Raw genomic sequence first — 17,700 nt, forward strand, 5'->3', positions numbered from 1 at the left:
ATGGCTTTGCTCCGCAGTATCGGGCGGCGGGTCGGGCAGCGGCTTCTGGCAGCCTTGCCGGCGCTGCTCGGCGTGGTGGTGCTGACCTTCCTGCTGATGCGGGTATTGCCGGGCGACCCGGCGGTGTTCTTCGCCTCCGGCCCCAATGCGGGGCAGGAGGAGATCGAGATGATCCGCAAGGAGCTCGGTTTGGACCAGCCGGTGGCATTGCAACTCGTGCGTTACCTCGGCGATATCGGACACGGGAACCTGGGGCGGTCGCTGACCACCGGGCAGCCGGTGCTGGCCGACCTGCGCAACCGCCTGCCTGCCTCGCTGGAGCTGACCTTCACCGCGCTGGTGCTGGCCCTGTCCTTCGCCATCCCACTTGGGATCCTGGCCGCCCTGTCACAGAACTCGCCGTTGGATCATGGCGTCAGGCTGTTGTGCACGCTCGGCGTCTGCGTGCCGACCTTCGTCTCCGGCCTGCTGCTGATCTATGCCTTCTATTTCCTGCTGGGGGTGGCACCGGACCCGACCGGGCGGATCGACATCTTCGCCTCCCAGCCGCCGACCGTTACCGGCTTCCTGCTGGTGGACAGCCTGCTGGCCGGCGACATGGAGGCTTTCGGGGCGGCGGCCAGCCAGCTCGTGCTGCCGGCCTGCACCATGGCGCTGTTCGTGCTGGCACCCCTTGCACGCATGACCCGGGCCTCCATGCTGGCAGTGCTGACCAGCGACTTCATCCGCACCGGGGAAGCGCTTGGCCTGTCCCGCAAGCGGGTGATCCTGGTCTATGCGCTGCGCAATGCGCTGCTGCCGGTCATCACCATCATGGGCATCGTCTTCTCCACCATGCTCGGCGCCAACGTGCTGGTGGAGAAAGTCTTTTCCTGGCCCGGCGTCGCCTCCTATGCGCTCGATGCGCTGCTGGCCTCCGATTACGCCCCGGTTCAGGGCTTCGTGCTGCTGATGGCGCTGATCTTCGTCGCGGTGAACCTCACGGTCGATGTGCTCTACGGCCTGGCCGATCCGCGGGTCTCGATCGGATGAGCGCGACCTTGCGGCATGCGCGCTGGGTCCTGCGCGGCAATCCGCTGACCCTGCTTGCCGGCTGCGGCTGTGGGCTGCTGGTGCTGGCGGCGATCTTCGGCCCCTGGCTGGCGCCCTACGATCCCGTTGCCTCCAACGTACCCATCGCGTTGCAGCCGCCGAGTGCGGCGCATTGGTTCGGCACGGACCAGCTGGGGCGGGATGTCTTCAGCCGGGTGCTGGTGGCGACCGGGCTGGACCTGCTGATCGCCGCTTCCGCCGTCAGCCTATCCTTCCTGCTGGGCGCCATCATCGGCAGTTTCTGCGGCTACCGCGGCGGCCGGCTGGATGCCTGGGTCGGTCGCTTCGTCGATGTGCTGATGGCCTTCCCGCTGTTCGTGCTGGCCATGGCGATGGTCGCGGCGCTGGGCAACCGGGTGGAGAACATCATCTACGCGACGGCCATCATCAACCTGCCCTTCTACATCCGGTTCACCCGTGCGGAGGTGAATATCCGCCGCGGCCTCGGCTGGGTGGAGGCGGCGCGGGCTTCGGGCAATAGCCATGCCCAGGTTGTGCTGCGCTTCCTGCTGCCCAACGTGCTGCCGGCCATGGCGGTGCAGATCTCGCTCAATCTCGGCTGGGCCATCCTCAATGCCGCCGGCCTGTCCTTCCTCGGCCTCGGGGTCCGGCCGCCGACGCCGGAATGGGGGATCATGGTGGCGGAAGGGGCGCGCTTCATCTCCACCGGCAAATGGTGGCTGGTCGTCTGCCCAGGAGGCGCGCTGATGTTTGCGGTGCTTTGCTTCAACCTGCTCGGCGATGGGCTGCGGGATATCCTGGACCCCAGGATGCGCACGTGACCCTGCTGCAGGTCGAAGACCTCCAGGTCGATTTTTCCACCCGCAACGGCGTGGTGCGGGCGCTGCGCGGTGTCTCGCTCGATGTCGCGGCGGGGGAGACCTTCGGCATCGTGGGGGAAAGCGGTTCTGGCAAATCGGTCACCGCCTTCTGCGTGATGCGGCTGCTGGACCGGGCCGGAAAGGTCAGCGGCGGCCGCATCCGCTTCCGTGGCCAGGACATCACCCATGCCGGGCGCCGGGTGCTGGCGCCGCTGCGGGGCGCGGCCATGTCCATGATCTTCCAGAACCCACGCGCCGCGCTGAACCCGATCCGCCCCATCGGCCTGCAGATCGCCGACGCCCTGCGCGCGCATGAACCCTTGCTCGTCTCCGAGGCAAGGGACCGGGCGGTGGAACTGCTGGAGGCGGTCCGCATCCGCGACCCGATCCAACGCCTCGCCGCCTTTCCACATGAGCTTTCGGGCGGCATGTGCCAGCGGGTGATGATCGCCATGGCCATCGCCTGCGAACCCAGCCTGTTGATCGCGGATGAACCCACCACCGGGCTCGACGTGACGACCCAGAAGACCGTCATGGACATGCTGGCGGAGATCACCGCCCGGCGCGGCATGGCAATGATCCTGATCACCCACGACCTGGGCCTGGCGGCGCAATACTGTGGCCGCGTCGCAGTGATGGAGCGTGGCCAGGTGGTCGAGCAGGCTGCTCCGGCGCAGCTCTTCGGCAATCCCCGGCATGGCTATACGCAACGCTTGGTTGCAGCTTCCCCGACCCGGAACTCTACGGTCCAGAGCCTGGTCGGAAAGCCGCCGCTACCCAAAGCGGCGCCGGTCAGGGGCAGCGCGCTCCTCGAGGTACGGGACCTGATCAAGGTCTTCGGCCATGGCAAGACGCCGGCCGTCGACCGGGTTTCCTTCCACCTCAACGCCGGTGAGAGCCTGGGCCTGGTCGGGGAATCCGGGTCGGGCAAGAGCACGATCTCGCGGCTGGTATGCCGTCTCCTCGACCAGACCGCCGGCGAGATCCGCTTCGACGGCGAGGATATCGGGGCCGTTCCGGCTTCGGCATTCCACCGCAGCCGGTTCCGCAAGGATATACAGCTTGTCTTCCAAGACCATGGGGAAAGCCTGAACCCTCGATTCTCCGCCTTCGACTCCATCGCCGATCCCTTACGCAGGCTATTGGAAATCAACGATCGCGATAAGTTGCGTAAGTATGTCTACGATTGCGCCGAGAAGGTCGGGCTTCCGTTGGAATTGCTCGAGCGCTTCCCCCACCAGCTTTCAGGGGGTCAGAAAGCCCGCGTGGGCATCGCCCGGGCGATTTCTGTCGGGCCGAAGCTGCTGGTGCTGGATGAGCCGACCGCAGCGCTGGATGTCTCGGTCCAGGCTGTCGTCCTTCATCTACTGGACCGTTTGCGGCGGGAAACCGGGCTTGCCTACCTCTTCGTCAGCCATGACCTCAACGTCGTGCGGATGATGTGCGAGCGGACCATCGTGCTGCAGACCGGACGATTGGTGGAGGAAGGGCAGAGCGATACGATCTTCGCCGCGCCCGAGGCCGGCTATACGGCGGAGCTCCTGGCCGCAATTCCCCACTTCGCTCCGGTTGCCGCACCACCCTAGCGAGATATTGGAATCCATCCGCTATTCCGGCAGCTTGTCGGAAAGCCTGCGGAGGAAACCATGAAGCTTGGCCTGTCGATCGGCTATTCCGGTGCACGGCTTGATGTTCCGGTGAAGCTGGTCCAGCGGGCCGAGGCTCTGGGCTACGACACCGTCTGGACGGCGGAGGCCTATGGGTCCGACGCCGTCAGCCCCCTCGCCTATCTGGCGGCCGTGACGCATCGCATCCGGCTCGGGACCGGCATCATGCAACTCGCCGCCCGCAGCCCGGCGAATGCGGCGATGTGTGCCGCCACGGTCGATAGCCTGGCCGGCGGTGGCCGCTTCATCGCGGGCCTCGGCGTTTCCGGCCCGCAAATCGTCGAGGGCTGGTATGGCGAGCCCTGGGGCAAGCCTTATTACCGCATGAAGGACTACGTCGCTATCATGCGGAAGATCTTCCGCCGGGAAGCGCCAGTCATCCACGATGGACGCGAGATCAGCTTGCCTTATACCGGCGAAGGCGCCCTCGGCGTTGGCAAGCCGCTGAAATCGATCCTTCACATGAATCCCGATATCCCGATTTACTTAGGGACCGAGAACGAATCGACCGTGAAACTCACGGCCGAGATCGCGGATGGCTGGCTCGCCTTGGGTTTCGTGCCTGGTTGCTTGCCGGACTATATGCCGTGGCTGGAAGAAGGCTTCCGCCGCGCTACGGCCAGCACCGGCAAGCCTAAGTCCCGGGCCGACTTCACCATCCAGGCCTCGGCCCATGTCGAGGTCGCGGAGGATGTCGGTGCTGCATTGGCCCGGCTTAAGCCAGAGGTCGCCCTCTACGTTGGCGGGATGGGGCACAAGGACAAGAATTTCCACAAGGACATGATGACGCGGCGTGGCTTCGGCGATGCCGCCAACAGAGTCCAGGAACTCTATCTTGCGGGCCATAAGGAAGAAGCAACCGCGGCCGTCCCGGACGAGTGGGTGGATGCCAAGGCCTTGGTTGGACCAGCGGCCCGTATCAAGCAACGCTTCCGAGCCTGGGAGGACTCAGGCGCCGATGCCTTGACGGTTCGTTCGCGCCAACCGGAAGCGATCGAGGTCATGGCCGAGGCTGCCCGGCTGAATCAGGCCTGAGGAAGGATAACCGGGTGGAGCCGGAAGCAGACCACGTTGACCTTTCAAGCAAATCGGTGTTTTTTAAGACGTTCTGTTTGTGGATCAACTTTGAGATGGCGCAAACCGTTTGGTGCACTAGGTAAATACTATGAAAGTCTCGATTGCGTCAGAAGTTGATAATGGCCGTCGCAAGGTGCGCTTCTCCAGCTCCGCCGTCAATTACGATGAAGGAATGGTAGGCAAGTCTATTACCCTCGCCGTCGGAGGCGAATCTATTGCAGTTTTCTCTATGTCCGATGCAAAAGGAACAATAGGCAATACGACGAACTTCCAATCTGTTGAAGTCGACATTTCGACGCTGCTGACCCTCACTGAGATGCGGGTTGACGCCATCGATGCCTACGGCAGATCTTTAGAACCTGATGTCCCAGTTCGATTTGAAGGCGACGTCTTCCGCGCTTTGGCGTTGGATACGCCCGATGAATTTCATAAGCTTATTCAGCTGCATCATTCACGCTTCACCTCGCCAGTACTTCTGGAGCTTGGCGCGTGGGCAGCCGTCCTGCGGTTCCCGGATGATTTTGTCGTCCGTAACGCGGCCCTTGTCGTCATGGCTCATCGGATTCTGGAACGACCTTTCGCCCAGCTGCAGCCAGCCGACTTTGCACGGGCGCAGACCATCGTTCAGATGGCGCTTGAGGATATCGTCCTCGGTGAGGACCTCATTCGCGAAGGCGGGGACACCCCCGATTGGCGCTACATCCGTTGGACGATTTCCCTAGCCACGGTCGCTGGATATCTGGCCCTTCTGAACAACCGGTACACCGATGCCGCGACCTTGTTCGCAGTCAATGTCAGACAGGTTCCCAACGTCCACTTCGCAAAGGTAAGCGCACTCAACCTCGTACTGGGTTGTTTTACGCATGGCCTGTTGATGAGCGCATTCGGCATGCGGGATGCGGCACGCGACAGCTTCTCGACCGGTCTGGAAGCGGTCAAGCCCGTGGTTCAGGCGCAGAATTTATTTGAGAATGTATGGGTCATCGGTGACCTGATGAATGTCATGGTTGCAGCAAGGCAATGTTTCATTGCCTTGGTTCGGTTGAATCTTCGAAGCTTCGATCCCTCCCAACCCATCATCGATCCTGGGCAGCAGATCGATACTGCGCTGCTGAAAGGCCCTCTCCGCGCCATCCTCAACGCCGGATGGGCACCGCTTTTGGCCGATCATCTGACAGCCTGCGGGGGGCGCTGAAACCTCCTCCGAACCAAGCAACGGAGGTATATGCACGCCGCTTTCCGGCTCGACTTGCTTCAAACCCCCGCGGTTGGCGCATCAGGTTCTGCAGCGGCACTGAGACCTGCAACCAGCCCTCGGGCGGCAACGTTGCCGGTCAGGCATTGCAGGATCCACCTCTCATGAACCGCCGCACCAAGTCAGCCCCTCAGACATGAACCTGCGACGCTTGGCCTGCGGTATAGCATTACTGCTGGCCACTGCCTGCGAGGCGGAGGAGCCACCCGCGCTTCGCGTTGCCGGTGGCGACCCTGCACGCGGCCATGCGGTGATCCTCGCCACCGGCTGCGGCGCCTGCCATGTCATCCCCGGGGTACGCGGTGCGGTCTCCTGGGTCGGCCCGCCACTCACGGAATGGTCCCGGCGTGGCTATGTCGGCGGTCGTCTGCCGAACGCACCCGACAACCTGATCGCTTGGCTGCAGGATCCGGGCGCCATCTCACCAGACTCGGCCATGCCGAGCCTGGGCCTCAGCGAGGCGGAGGCACGCGACGCCGCGGCCTATCTCTTCACCCTGGGCGCCAGTCGCTTGCCACCTGTACCGGCAGGGATGCAGCTGGCCCCCAGCGACGGCGGGCCACGCGAGACGCCGCGGATCCGCCCGCGGACCTAGTGGCCACACCCCGGCATCATCAACACCGGCATCGTCTGGAATACCACGCCCAGCGCGGCCAGCACGGCGGTGCTACCGGCGAACCATCGGGTGAAATGCGGCTCTGCCTCGCCGCCTTCGGCCAGCGAAGGGCCAAGCCCCTTGAGGGCCGGCCGCATCACCAAGCCGAGCAACGCCAGCGCCACCACCGTGGCCATCCCGACCAGCGCCGGCACCCAGGGCAGACCGAGCAGCGAGTGGCTCGGCAAGCCCCGCTCGCAGGCGACGGCACTGACCGCATAGATGGCGGTGAAATGCCCGGCCCAGACCACCAGCCCGGCGACCGAAAGCAGCACGCTGAAAACCGGCCGCGCCGTCGTCCTCATGCAAGCAACCGAGGGAAGCCGTGGAGCAGCGCCAGCCCGGCCAACCCCTGCCCCACCGTGTAGAGCCAGAACAGCATGACATTGTCGAAGCTGAGCCGCCGCGTGCCGTCCAGCAGCCCGGCCCAGGATCGCGCCATGATATAGCCAGCCATGATGGTGGCCACCGCCACATGGAAGCCCTGCCAGACCAGCAGCGCATAGGACGCGGCGGCATGGGCATGCAGGCTTGGCCGTAGCCCCGCCTCCCACAGGGCCATCAGGTCAGCGGCAAATCCCCCAACCAGCATCAGCAGCGCCACCGCCATCAGCAGCACCGGCAGCGCTCCCCGCCGATGCAGCATGCGGGATGCCAGCAAAAGCATGCTGCCGCTCGTCACATAGCCAGTGAGAGCAGCGGCCCCCCAGCCGCCACGCGGCACCGCCATGCCGGCCGGTGGCCACATCGCATCGCCATTCACCAGCCAGAGAAACAGGTAGCTCCCCATCTGGCAGGCATAGGCGGTGCCGCTCACCAGCATCAGGCAGACCATGGCCCACCAGGAGGTCGAAAGCGGCCCAGTCACGTAATTCGGCAGCTCCAGCCCCTCGCCCACCCCGTCCCGCCGCGCCGGCAGTGGGCCGAGGTCGGTGCCGGTCCAGAGCCAGCGCAGGAAGCCGGCCAGCGCCACAAGGGCGAAGCCAGCCGCCGGCACTACCGCCTCCACCGCCAGCGACAGGAAGAAGCCCGCCGTGCCCACCGCCGCCACCAAATGGGCGAAGCCCGGGCCGGGGATGACGGCGACGTATTGCGGCAAGGCTTCGGCCGGGCTGGTAATCAGGGCCTCGCGTCGCCCGGTCAGCGTGCCAGGCAGGAAGTGGCGGCCCGCCGTCACCTCCTCGCCCAGGCGAGGATTGTCCCACAGCGGGTAGCGGCCGGTGATGCGGGGAATGCTGCGCAGGCCGAAATCCTCGCTCGGCAACCATTCCGCGGTACCGGACTGCCAGGGGCTGCGGTCGCTGCCACGACCGGGACGGAAATTCCAGGCGATGTCGGCCAACAGCACCACGCCGCCCGCCAGCACCATCGCCGCCCCGGCCGAGGACAGCGCATTCCACAGTTCGAGCCCCATGCCGGCCGGATAGGTGTAGATCCGCCGCGGCATGCCCGCGAAGCCAGCGAAATGCATGGGGAAGAAGGTCAGGTTCGTGCCAAGGAACAGCAGCCAGAAGGCCCATGTCCCCAGGCGTTCCGATAGCGGCTGGCCGATCGCCGGCGCCCAGTAGTACAGCGCCGCCAGCAGCGGGAAGACCATGCCGCCGATCAGCACGTAATGCAGGTGGGCGACGATGAAATAGGTGTCGTGCGCCTGCCAGTCGAAGGGCGTCGCCGAGACCATCACCCCGGTCAGCCCGCCCAGCACGAAGATGAACAGGAATCCGAAGACGAACAGCGTCGGCGTGGCGATCCGCACCCGCTTCCCAGCGGCAAAGGTGCCGATCCAGGCGAAGACCTGCAGGCCGGAGGGTACCGAGACGGCGAAGCCGGCCGCCGAGAAATAGGCGAGGCTCAGCCCCGGGATGCCGGTGGTGTACATGTGGTGCACCCACAATCCAAAGGACAGGAAGGCGGTGCCCATCAGCGCCGTCACCACCAGCCCATGCGCCAGCAGCGCGGTGCCCGCCATGGCCGGGACGATCATCGAGACCATGCCCGCCGCCGGCAGGAAGATGACGTAGACCTCCGGGTGGCCAAAGAACCAGAAGAGGTGCTGCCACAGCAGCGGGTCGCCGCCGCGTTCCGGCAGGAAGAAGGGCCAGTCGAAGGCACGTTCGAGTTCGAGCAACGTGCTGGCGACGATCACCGCCGGGAAGGCGAAGACCACCATGGCGGCGAAGACCAGCATCGCCCAGGCGAAGATCGGCATGCGGCCGAGCGTCATCCCCGGCGCCCGGCAGCGCAGGATGCCGACGATCAGCTCGATCGCTCCGGCGATGGCCGAGATCTCGATGAAGCCGATGCCCAGCAGATACATGTCGGTATTGATGCCGGGCGAATGCGCCTTGCTTGTCAGGGGCGGATACATGAACCAGCCGCCGTCGGGTGCCGCGCCGAAGAACAACGAGGAGAAGAAGGCTAGGCCGCCGATTACGTAGATCCAATAGGCATAGGCGCCGAGCCGTGGCGTCGGCATCTCCCGCGCGCCGAGCATGGCCGGCAGCAGGGTGATGCCCACCGCCTCCACCGCCGGCACAGCAAACAGGAACATCATCACCGTGCCATGCATGGTGAAGACCTGGTTGTAGGTCGCCGGGTCGATGATGGTCAGGCCCGGCATCGCCAGCTGCACCCGGATCAGCAGGCCGAGCAGCCCAGCCAGGGTCAGGAACAGCAACGCCGTCGCCACGAACAGCGGACCGATCAGGTTGTTGTTGATCTCGCCGATGCCGCGCCAGCCAGGCGGCCGCGCCCAGGCGGCCCGCAGCCGGCCCACTTCATCCGCCGGACGCGACAAGGGATTGGGCAGGCTATCGGCGCTGGGCGCGGCGGCGCCCTGGTCCGGGCTCATCGCAGGGTCTCCAGCCAATCGGCGACGGCCAGCAGCTCGGCGCCCTCCAGCGAACGGCCATAGGCCGGCATGGCGTTGCCCGGCTTGATGTCCTGCGCCCCGGCGATCCAGCCGGCGAGGTTGCCGCGATGGTTCTCCAGCGCCCCGGCTGCCAGCGACAGCCGGGCCCCGATGCGCGACAGGTCGGGCGCCAGCCGCCCCTGCCATTCGGTACCGCGCACCGCGTGGCAGGCGCCGCAGCCGGCCTCGCCGAAGACCCGCATGCCCGCCGCCGCCGCCTCGGTGGCGGGCGGTGGGACCGGCGCCTGCTGGCGGGCGACCCAGGCCGCGAAGTCGCCGGGCTCATGCGCCACCACCCAGAAGGCCATGAAGGTGTGCTGCAGGCCGCAGAATTCGGTGCATTGCCCGCGCAGCACGCCGGTACGGTCCACCCTGAGACGCTGGCGGTTCACCCGACCGGGGATCATATCCATCTTGCCGTGCAGGTTGGGGATCCAGACGCTATGGATCACGTCGCCGGAGCTGAGCTGCAATTCCACGTCGCGCCCGACCGGCAGGTGCAGCTCGTTGGCGGTGACGGCACCCTCGCCGACGTCCGGGTAGCGCACCTCCCACCAGTATTGCCGGCCGATGATCTCGACCTTCAGCGGCGCCTCCCCGCCCGGCAGGGTCAACGCACGGGAGATGCCGAGGGAATAAACCAGCAGCGCCGCCAAGGTGACCACCGGGAAGACGACGCCGCCGCCGATGACGAAGCGGCGCGAGCCCATCGCCTGGCGCCACCGGCCGGGCGCCAGCAGCGCCGCCGCCAGGAAGCCCATGGTCAGCAAAAAGATGGCGGTGCCGCCGATGAACAGCACATGGGTCAGCGTGGCGATATGCCCGGCCTGCGCCCCCCAGGGATCGAGCGGCGTCTGCACGCCGGAACACCCTGCCAGCGCGGCGCAGGCAGCCAGGCCCGGCCGCCTCACGCCGCGAAGCGTCCGCGCCGCATCGCCACCACCAGCGCGCCGAGCGCCACCCCGGCGAAGGCCAGGCCGCCCGGCACCCACATCAACAACCCGCCGAGTTGCTGGTCCTCCAGCGAGGTCAGGCCCCAGGCCAGGGTGGTGTATTCATGCGGCGGGAAGATCGGCCGAGGCGCGAAGGTCAGGAAGGCGCCGAGCGCGCCCATCTGCGCCGCGGTGGCGAGGCCGGCTGGCAGCACCGCCTCCGGCCGTACTGCCGCCGCCAGCAGCAGCCCGCGCCACAACCAGACCGTAACGCCGAGCAGGCTGAGATGCATCGCCCAATAGGCAAGGTCGGAACGGAAGGTCGCCGAATAGGGCCCCGGCAGGTGCCAGAACCAAAGCGATACGGCGAAGCCGGCCGCCGCCACGGCGATGCCGCCCGGCGTGGCGGCCCGGCGCGGCCCGGGCAGGCCGAGTGCCAGCAGCGGCGCCGCCGCCAGCAGGATCACCAAGTGCTGCCCGACCCGGGCCGAGAACAGCGCCACGGAAAGGCTGCATAGCGGCGAGACCAGGGCGAGCGCCAGTACCATCCAGCCGGCCAGCAGGGCCCGCCGGTCCGCCGCACGGTCCCAGGCCAGCGCCAGCCCGGCAACCAGTGCCATGCCCAGCCATGGGTCCCAGTTCCAACCGGCCCCACCCGGCATGGGCGGTGTGCCGCAATAGGCCAGCCAGGCGCTCTCCAGCGTCCACTCGCCCATCCCGCGTCCTTTCTTCGTGCCCAGCGTTGCGGCTAACGCAAGTTTAACCGAAATGGATGCCGAGGAGGTGGGCGGAATGATCGAGCGGGAGGTGGTGCTGGTGGGTGGCGGCGCGGCGCATCTGGTCGCGTTGCGCCACTTGGCCATGCGCCCGCTGCCGCCCGAGGTGCGGCTGACGCTGGTCGTGCCCGAGCCGGAACAGCCCTATTCCGGCATGGTCCCCGGCGTCATGGCCGGGCGCATCGCCCGCGACACGGCCAGGGTGGACCTCGCCGCCCTGGCGCGGGCGTCCGGTGCACGGCTGGTGCTGGGGGAGGCCGTGGGGCTGGACCGGGCGGCGCGACTGCTGCGCCTCGCTGCGGACCGGCCACCGCTGCGCTACGATCTGCTGTCGCTGTCCATAGGCGCCGAGCCGGCCCTGGTCCCGGGTGCTGCCGAGCATGCGCTGCCGCTGAAGCCTTTGGGCCGCTTCCTCGATGCCTGGGAGGCCCTGGTCGCGGATCCGCCGCAAGACCTGCTGGTGGTGGGGGGCGGCGCTGCCGGGGTGGAGGTGGCGCTGGCGGCCCGCGCCCGGCTCGGCACCGGGCCGCGCATCGCCCTGCTCGCCCCGGCCGGACCGCTGCCGCGGTTGGCGGCCGGAGCGCAGCGGGCTGCGGCCAGGGCGCTGGCGGCGGCACGGATCAAGCCGCTGTCCGGCGAGGTGACGGCGGTGGAGCCGCAGCGTCTCCGCCTGGCCAATGGCCAACTGGTGCCCTTCGGCGTGGCGCTCTGGGCCGCCGGCGCCGTTGCCCCCGGCTGGCTCGCTGGGACCGGGTTGGACCTGGCCGAGGGCGGCTGGCTGGCCGCCGACGCCACCCTGCAAAGCACCAATGACCCGGCAGTCTTCGTCGCCGGCGATGCTGCGGCGGTGCTGCCGCATCCCCGGCCGCGCAACGGGGTCTATGCCGTGCGCCAGGGGGTGCCGCTGGCCGAGAACCTTCGCCGGGTCCTGGCCGGCCGGGCGCCGTGTCCCTTCCGGCCGCAGCGCTGGCACCTGGCACTGCTCCTGGCGGGCGAGCGGGCGATCGCCGCCAAGGGGCCCTTCGGCCTCGCGGGGCGCTGGGCGCTGCGGCTGAAGGACCGGATCGATCACGACTGGGTAGCGAGCTTCGCCCGGTTGCCGCCCTTCATGACACGCACCATGGCACAGCCCGCCATGCGCTGCGCCGGCTGCGGCGCCAAGGTCCCGCCGGCGGTGCTTGCGCGGGTGCTGGCCCGGCTGCCGCGCATGCCGGATGCCGGCGTGCCATTGGGGCTGGAGGCGCCGGACGATGCCGCGCTGCTGGCGCCGCCCGCGCCCGGCCAGGTCCTGGTGCAGTCGGTCGATCATTTCCGCGCCCCCTGCGACGACCCCTGGGTCTTCGGCCGCATCGCCGCGGCGCATGCGCTGGGCGACATCGCCGCCATGGGCGGCACCCCGCGTGCGGCGCTAGCCATCGCCGGCCTGCCTCCGGCCGCCGAGCCGGTGCTGGAGGCCGACCTGCTCGCCATGCTGGCCGGGGCGCGATCGGTGCTTGAGCCGGCTGGCGCCCGCCTCGCCGGCGGCCATAGCGGCGAGGCGGCGGAGGCCGCGCTCGGCTTCGCGGTGACCGGCGAGGTGGCGCCGGAGGCGGCGCTGCGCCGCTCCGGCCTCCGCCCCGGCGAGGCGCTGATCCTGACCCGCCCGCTCGGGACCGGCGCCATCCTCGCCGGATGGATGCGCGGCTTTGGCCGAGGCCGGGACTGGGCGGCGGCGCTGGCGGCGATGCAGCGGGACCCCTTCCCGGCCTCCCGAATCCTGCTGGCGCATGGCGCAACGGCGGCGGCCGATGTCACCGGCTTCGGCCTGCTGGGCCATCTGCTGGAGATGCTGCGCGCCTCGGGCTGCGGCGCCCGGCTGGATGCGGCGGCGGTGCCGGCGCTGGCAGGGGCTCTGGCCGCGCTGGCCGCCGGCCATGCCAGTACCCTCCACCCGGCCAATGCCGCGGCCTGCGGCCCCGACCTGCTGGATGCGGATGGCATCGCGCCCGAGCGCCTCGCCCTGTTGTTGGACCCGCAGACCGCCGGTGGCCTGCTGGCAGGGGTGCCGGCCGGGCAGGCGGAGGGCTGCCTCGCCGCACTGCGGGCGGCAGGCGAGACCCCGGCGGTCATCGGCCATACCATCGCCGGGCCGGCGCGGATTGCCCTGCAACCGGACCGGAGCGGCCTGCGTTCAGCCCCGGATGCAAAGCGTGAACGGCAGGATGCTGATGGTGCAGGAAAGCCGGTTCCGGCTGCTGCAGGATGACGGCCGCGGCCTGACCCTGGTGCTGTCGCCTTCGGCAGCGATCGAGCCGCAGGACCTGCCGCCGCTGACCCATCGCCGCGTCCGGGTGGCATGGCAGGATTCGCCGGGCATGACTGGCGGTACCGCCTACGGCATCGAAACGCTGGACTGAACCGAAGGACGCCCAATGCCCCGCCGCCCCATGCGTCGCAGTCTCTCCCAGCGTGCCGGCCAATTCCTGGGCGAATGGTCGGTGCCACGGCAGGTCGCTGGCCAGGACCATGCCGGCAAGGCGGCGGAGGCAGCGACCTCGCGCGGGCTGCGGCCACGCACCGACCAGGCCGATAGCGTCGGCACCTCCATCTGCCCCTATTGCGCCGTGGGCTGCGCCCAGTTGATCTATGCCAAGGATGGCCGCCCGGTGGCGGTGGAAGGCGATCCGCGCAGCCCGATCAACCAAGGCACGCTCTGCCCCAAAGGCGCCGCGACCATGGGGCTGATGACCAGCCCGCAGCGCATCGACCGCGTGCTGCATCGCGCGCCGCATGCGCGCGAGTGGCGCGAGGTCCCGCTCGAATGGGCCATGGACCGCATCGCCCATCTGACGAAGGAGGTGCGCGACGACAGCTTCGTCGCCGATGCGCCCGATGGCACCCGGCTGAACCACACCATGGCGCTCGGCTCCATGGGCGGCGCGACGCTCGACAATGAGGAGAATTACCTCATCAAGAAGCTGTTCTCCGCCGGGCTGGGCATGGTCTTCATCGAGAACCAGGCCAGGGTTTGACACAACAACTCGGTACCCAGTCTGGGTACCGCCTTCGGCCGGGGCGCGGCGACGCTGCCCCAGTGGGATGTCGCGCGCGCCGACGTGGTGCTCGTGATGGGCTCCAACATGGCCGAGAACCATCCCATCGCCTTCCGCTTCGCGCTCCAGGCCAAGGCCCAGGGCGCCACCCTGATCCATGCCGATCCGCGCTTCACCCGGACCTCGGCGATGTGCGACCTCTATGCGCCGCTGCGGGCCGGTACCGACATCGCCTTCCTCGGCGGCATCATCCGCTACCTGCTCGAGAACGACCTCTGGTTTCGTGACTGGGCAGTGCCCTACACGAATCTCTCGACCATCATCGAGGAAGGCTACGAAGGCCCCGAAGCGGATGGGCTGTTTTCCGGCTGGAAAGCCGAAGAACGCCGCTACGATCCGGCGAGCTGGCAGTACCAGGGCCTTACCATCCCCTCCCCACTGGCTGAGGCTTGGATGGAGACGGGCGGCGACTTCGCCGAACGGGTCTCGCACCTGCGGGACCAGCCGCCACCACGCGACGAGACCCTGCAGCATCCGCGCTGCGTCTACCAGATCATGCGGCGCCACTTCTCCCGCTACACGCCGGAGGTGGTGGCGCAGATCACCGGCTGCCCGGAGGACACCTTCCTCAAGGTCTGCGACGCGATGGCGCGCAACTCGGGGCGGGAACGCACCGGCGTCATCTGCTACGCGGTTGGCTGGAACCACCATACCACCGGCGCCCAGATCATCCGTGCCGGCGCCATCCTGCAGGGGCTGCTTGGCAATGTCGGTCGCCCGGGCGCGGGGCTGCTGGCACTGCGCGGGCATACCTCGATCCAGGGCTCGACCGACATCGCCACGCTCTATGAGTTGATGCCGGGCTACCTGCCGCAACCGCATGCCCTGCGGCCGCATGGCACGCTGGCCGAGTACCTGAAGGTGGAGACGGCGCCGACCGGTTGGTGGGCGGATTTCCCGGCCTATGCCGTCAGCCTGTTCCGCGCCTGGTATGGCGGCGAGGCTAGCCAAGCCAATGGCTGGGGCTACGACTGGATGCCGCGCATCGTAGGCGACCACAGCCAATTGCCGATGACCCTGGCCATGCGCGACGGCATCATGCGCGGGCTGTTTGTCATGGGGCAGAACCCGGTGGTCGGCGGCAGCAATTCCCGACTGGTGCAGCGCGGCCTGGCGCGGCTCGATTGGATGGTGGTGCGCGACATCGCCGAAACCGAGACCGCCACCTTCTGGCGCGACGGCCATCTGGTGCGCGACGGCGAGATGCGGCCGGAGGATATCGGTACCGAGGTCTTCCTCATGCCCGCCTCGCTCAGCGGCGAGAAGGCCGGCAGCTTCACCAATACCCACCGGCTGATCCAATGGCACGACATGGTGGTGGACGCCCCGGGCGACAGCACCTCCGAGCTGTTCTTCATCCATGACCTCGGCCGCCGGCTGAAGGCGCTCTATGCCGGCAGCACGCGGCCGGAGGATGCCGGCATCCGCAACCTGTCCTGGGACTATCCGGTGGATGCGGAGGATGAGCCCGATGCCGAGGCGGTGCTGCGGGAGATGAACGGCAGCACCGTGGCGGATGGCAAGCTGCTCTCCTCCTTCCAGCAGCTGAAGGACGACGGCTCCACCGCCTGCGGCATCTGGATCTATGCCGGCGTCTTCCCCGAGGCCGGGCGCAACCTGGCGCGTGCCCGGGTGCCGGATGGCAAGGCAGGACCGGGTACGCATCTCGGCTGGGGCTTCGCCTGGCCGGCCAACCGCCGCACCCTGAACAACCGCGCCTCCGCCGATCCTGCGGGCAAGCCCTGGTCGGCCCGCAAGGCGCTGATGGAATGGGATGAGGCCCAGGCAAAATGGACCGGCCCCGACGTGCCGGACTTCCCCGAGTCCAAGCGTCCCGACTACCGGCCGGACTGGGCGAAACGGCCGCGTGGCATGGATGCCCATGCCGGGACCGATCCCTTCATCATGCTGGCCGATGGCCGGGCGGCATTGTTCGCCCCTTCCGGCCTGCGCGACGGGCCGCTGCCCGAACACTACGAGCCGGTCGAATCCCCCGTCGGCAATCCGCTGCACCCGGCCAATGCCGCGAGCCCCGCGGCCAAGCAATGGCAGCAGGCAGACAACCGGCTCTCGGCGCATGGCGACCCGCGCTACCCCCATGCACTCACCACCTTCCGCCTCACCGAGCATCACTCCGGCGGCACGCCGACGCGCATCGTGCCGACCACCGCGGAGCTGCAGCCGGAGGCCTTCTGCGAGATCCCGACCGAGCTGGGCCGGACGCTGGGACTGCGCGACCTCGATTGGGTGGTGCTGTCCACGCCGCGCGGCGAGATCGAGGTGAAGGCGCTGGTCACCGACCGGCTGCGTCCCTTCACCGATGGCAAGGGCGGCGTGATCTACCAGCTCGGGCTGCCCTGGCACTACGGCTGGGGCGGCTATGCCACCGGCGACATCGCCAATGTGCTGACCTCGATCGTCGGCGATTCGAATACCGGCATGCATGAAAACAAGTCGCTGTCCTGCGCGCTGCGCGCCGGCCGGCTGCCCCGCCGCAAGGAGACCGGTTGATGGATGGCGGGCTTTCGCATGACCGCGCGCGTGGCGCGGGCGGCACCGAGGCGACCACGCCTTTTCCGCAGGAATCGGAGCTGACCTGCGGCACCCGGATCGAGCCCGGCCGGTCCTACGGCTTCTTCACCGACACTACGCTCTGCATCGGTTGCAAGGCCTGCGAGGTGGCCTGCAAGGAATGGAACAACCTCCCCGCCGACGGCATGAAGCTGAGCGGGCAGTCCTACGACAATACCGGCGCGCTCGGTGCCCATACCTGGCGGCATGTCGCTTTCGTGGAAAAGGTGGCCCCCAAGGGCGAACGCCCCGGCGCCATGCCGCCCTTCCAGTCCAACTGGCTGATGATGTCGGATGTCTGCAAGCACTGCGACCCGGCGCCCTGCATGGAAGCCTGCCCCACCGGCGCGCTGTTCCGCACCGAGTTCGACACCGTGGTGGTGCAGCAGGACATCTGCAACGGCTGCAGCTACTGCGTCCCTGCCTGCCCCTTCGGGGTGATCGAATTGGCGAAGGAGGATGGCAAGGCCCACAAGTGCACGCTCTGCTACGACAGGCTGAAGGGCGGCATGGAACCAGCCTGCGCCAAGGCCTGCCCGACCGACAGCATCCAATTCGGCGAGGTCGAGGAGCTGATCGAGCGCGCCGAGGCGCGGGTCGAGCAGTTGCAGGAGATGGGACAGGACCGCGCCTATCTCTATGGCGCCCCCGGCACGCCCGGCGCGACGCATGGCCTCAAGCGCCTCAACGCCTTCTTCCTGCTGACCGAGCGGCCCGAGGTGCATGGCCTGCCCGCGGCGCCGGTGCGGCCGGCCCGCCGGGCGCGTCCCTCGCTGGTCTCCGGCCTGGCGACGGTGGCCGGGCTTGCCGTGGCGGCGCTGTTCCTCGGGGTCGGCCGCCGATGACCAGGC

15 protein-coding genes are annotated in these 17,700 nt (G+C 68.2%); 11 read left to right on the forward strand and 4 right to left on the reverse strand.

Annotation, left to right across the window (positions count from 1 at the left end; all coding sequences use genetic code 11):
• From AC0IW9_RS08035 to AC0IW9_RS08060, 6 genes are all read left to right on the forward strand, one after another.
• Complete coding sequence (locus AC0IW9_RS08035) at positions 1-1,032, forward strand: ABC transporter permease (protein WP_471647703.1); 1,032 nt, start codon at positions 1-3, stop codon at positions 1,030-1,032.
• Positions 1,029-1,874 (forward strand): ABC transporter permease, encoded by an 846-nt coding sequence (locus AC0IW9_RS08040; RefSeq protein ID WP_471647704.1) that lies wholly within the window; start codon positions 1,029-1,031, stop codon positions 1,872-1,874. The genes AC0IW9_RS08035 and AC0IW9_RS08040 overlap by 4 nt, the downstream gene beginning before the upstream one ends.
• A complete protein-coding gene (nikE, locus tag AC0IW9_RS08045) occupies positions 1,871-3,499 on the forward strand; it encodes a nickel ABC transporter ATP-binding protein NikE (protein WP_471647837.1) in 1,629 nt (542 codons plus the stop codon). The genes AC0IW9_RS08040 and nikE overlap by 4 nt, the downstream gene beginning before the upstream one ends.
• A 60-nt stretch (positions 3,500-3,559) precedes the next feature.
• Positions 3,560-4,615 (forward strand): LLM class F420-dependent oxidoreductase, encoded by a 1,056-nt coding sequence (locus AC0IW9_RS08050; RefSeq protein WP_471647705.1) that lies wholly within the window; start codon positions 3,560-3,562, stop codon positions 4,613-4,615.
• A gap of 130 nt (positions 4,616-4,745) precedes the next feature.
• Positions 4,746-5,852 (forward strand): hypothetical protein, encoded by a 1,107-nt coding sequence (locus AC0IW9_RS08055; protein ID WP_471647706.1) that lies wholly within the window; start codon positions 4,746-4,748, stop codon positions 5,850-5,852.
• Between the two features lie 196 nt (positions 5,853-6,048).
• Positions 6,049-6,507 carry a c-type cytochrome gene (locus AC0IW9_RS08060; protein ID WP_471647707.1) on the forward strand — a complete coding sequence of 153 codons (459 nt, stop codon included), beginning with the start codon at positions 6,049-6,051 and terminating at the stop codon, positions 6,505-6,507.
• On the opposite strand, the gene AC0IW9_RS08065 is transcribed toward AC0IW9_RS08060, so the two are convergent.
• The 4 genes from AC0IW9_RS08065 to AC0IW9_RS08080 are packed head-to-tail and all read right to left on the reverse strand — an operon-like array spanning position 6,504 to position 11,126.
• Positions 6,504-6,872: a hypothetical protein gene (locus AC0IW9_RS08065; RefSeq protein WP_471647708.1), complete on the reverse strand. Its 369-nt coding sequence runs from the start codon at positions 6,870-6,872 to the stop codon at positions 6,504-6,506. The two genes, AC0IW9_RS08060 and AC0IW9_RS08065, sit on opposite strands and share 4 nt — an antisense overlap.
• The gene (locus AC0IW9_RS08070; RefSeq protein ID WP_471647709.1) at positions 6,869-9,418 is read right to left on the reverse strand and encodes a cbb3-type cytochrome c oxidase subunit I; all 2,550 of its coding nucleotides are present in this window, start codon (positions 9,416-9,418) and stop codon (positions 6,869-6,871) included. Before AC0IW9_RS08070 ends, AC0IW9_RS08065 begins: the two co-directional genes overlap by 4 nt.
• Complete coding sequence (coxB, locus tag AC0IW9_RS08075; protein ID WP_471647710.1) at positions 9,415-10,389, reverse strand: cytochrome c oxidase subunit II; 975 nt, start codon at positions 10,387-10,389, stop codon at positions 9,415-9,417. The genes AC0IW9_RS08070 and coxB overlap by 4 nt, the downstream gene beginning before the upstream one ends.
• Positions 10,386-11,126 carry a cytochrome c oxidase assembly protein gene (locus AC0IW9_RS08080; protein WP_471647711.1) on the reverse strand — a complete coding sequence of 247 codons (741 nt, stop codon included), beginning with the start codon at positions 11,124-11,126 and terminating at the stop codon, positions 10,386-10,388. Before AC0IW9_RS08080 ends, coxB begins: the two co-directional genes overlap by 4 nt.
• A 76-nt stretch (positions 11,127-11,202) precedes the next feature.
• On the opposite strand from AC0IW9_RS08080, the gene selD reads away from it, so the two are divergent.
• Genes selD through AC0IW9_RS08105 form a run of 5 tightly spaced genes read left to right on the forward strand, consistent with a single transcriptional unit; the run spans position 11,203 to position 17,694 of the window.
• A complete protein-coding gene (gene selD / locus AC0IW9_RS08085; protein WP_471647712.1) occupies positions 11,203-13,431 on the forward strand; it encodes a selenide, water dikinase SelD in 2,229 nt (742 codons plus the stop codon).
• Entirely contained in the window at positions 13,394-13,582 is a 189-nt protein-coding gene (locus AC0IW9_RS08090; protein WP_471647713.1) for a hypothetical protein, read from the forward strand. Before selD ends, AC0IW9_RS08090 begins: the two co-directional genes overlap by 38 nt.
• Before the next feature lie 15 nt (positions 13,583-13,597).
• Entirely contained in the window at positions 13,598-14,197 is a 600-nt protein-coding gene (locus tag AC0IW9_RS08095; protein ID WP_471647714.1) for a hypothetical protein, read from the forward strand.
• Between the two features lie 54 nt (positions 14,198-14,251).
• Positions 14,252-16,789, forward strand: coding sequence for a molybdopterin-dependent oxidoreductase (locus tag AC0IW9_RS08100; RefSeq protein WP_471647838.1), 2,538 nt, complete (start codon positions 14,252-14,254; stop codon positions 16,787-16,789).
• Positions 16,789-17,694 carry a 4Fe-4S dicluster domain-containing protein gene (locus AC0IW9_RS08105; RefSeq protein ID WP_471647715.1) on the forward strand — a complete coding sequence of 302 codons (906 nt, stop codon included), beginning with the start codon at positions 16,789-16,791 and terminating at the stop codon, positions 17,692-17,694. Before AC0IW9_RS08100 ends, AC0IW9_RS08105 begins: the two co-directional genes overlap by 1 nt.
• Positions 17,695-17,700 lie beyond the last annotated feature (6 nt).

The organism is Belnapia sp. AC561, assembly GCF_979252845.1.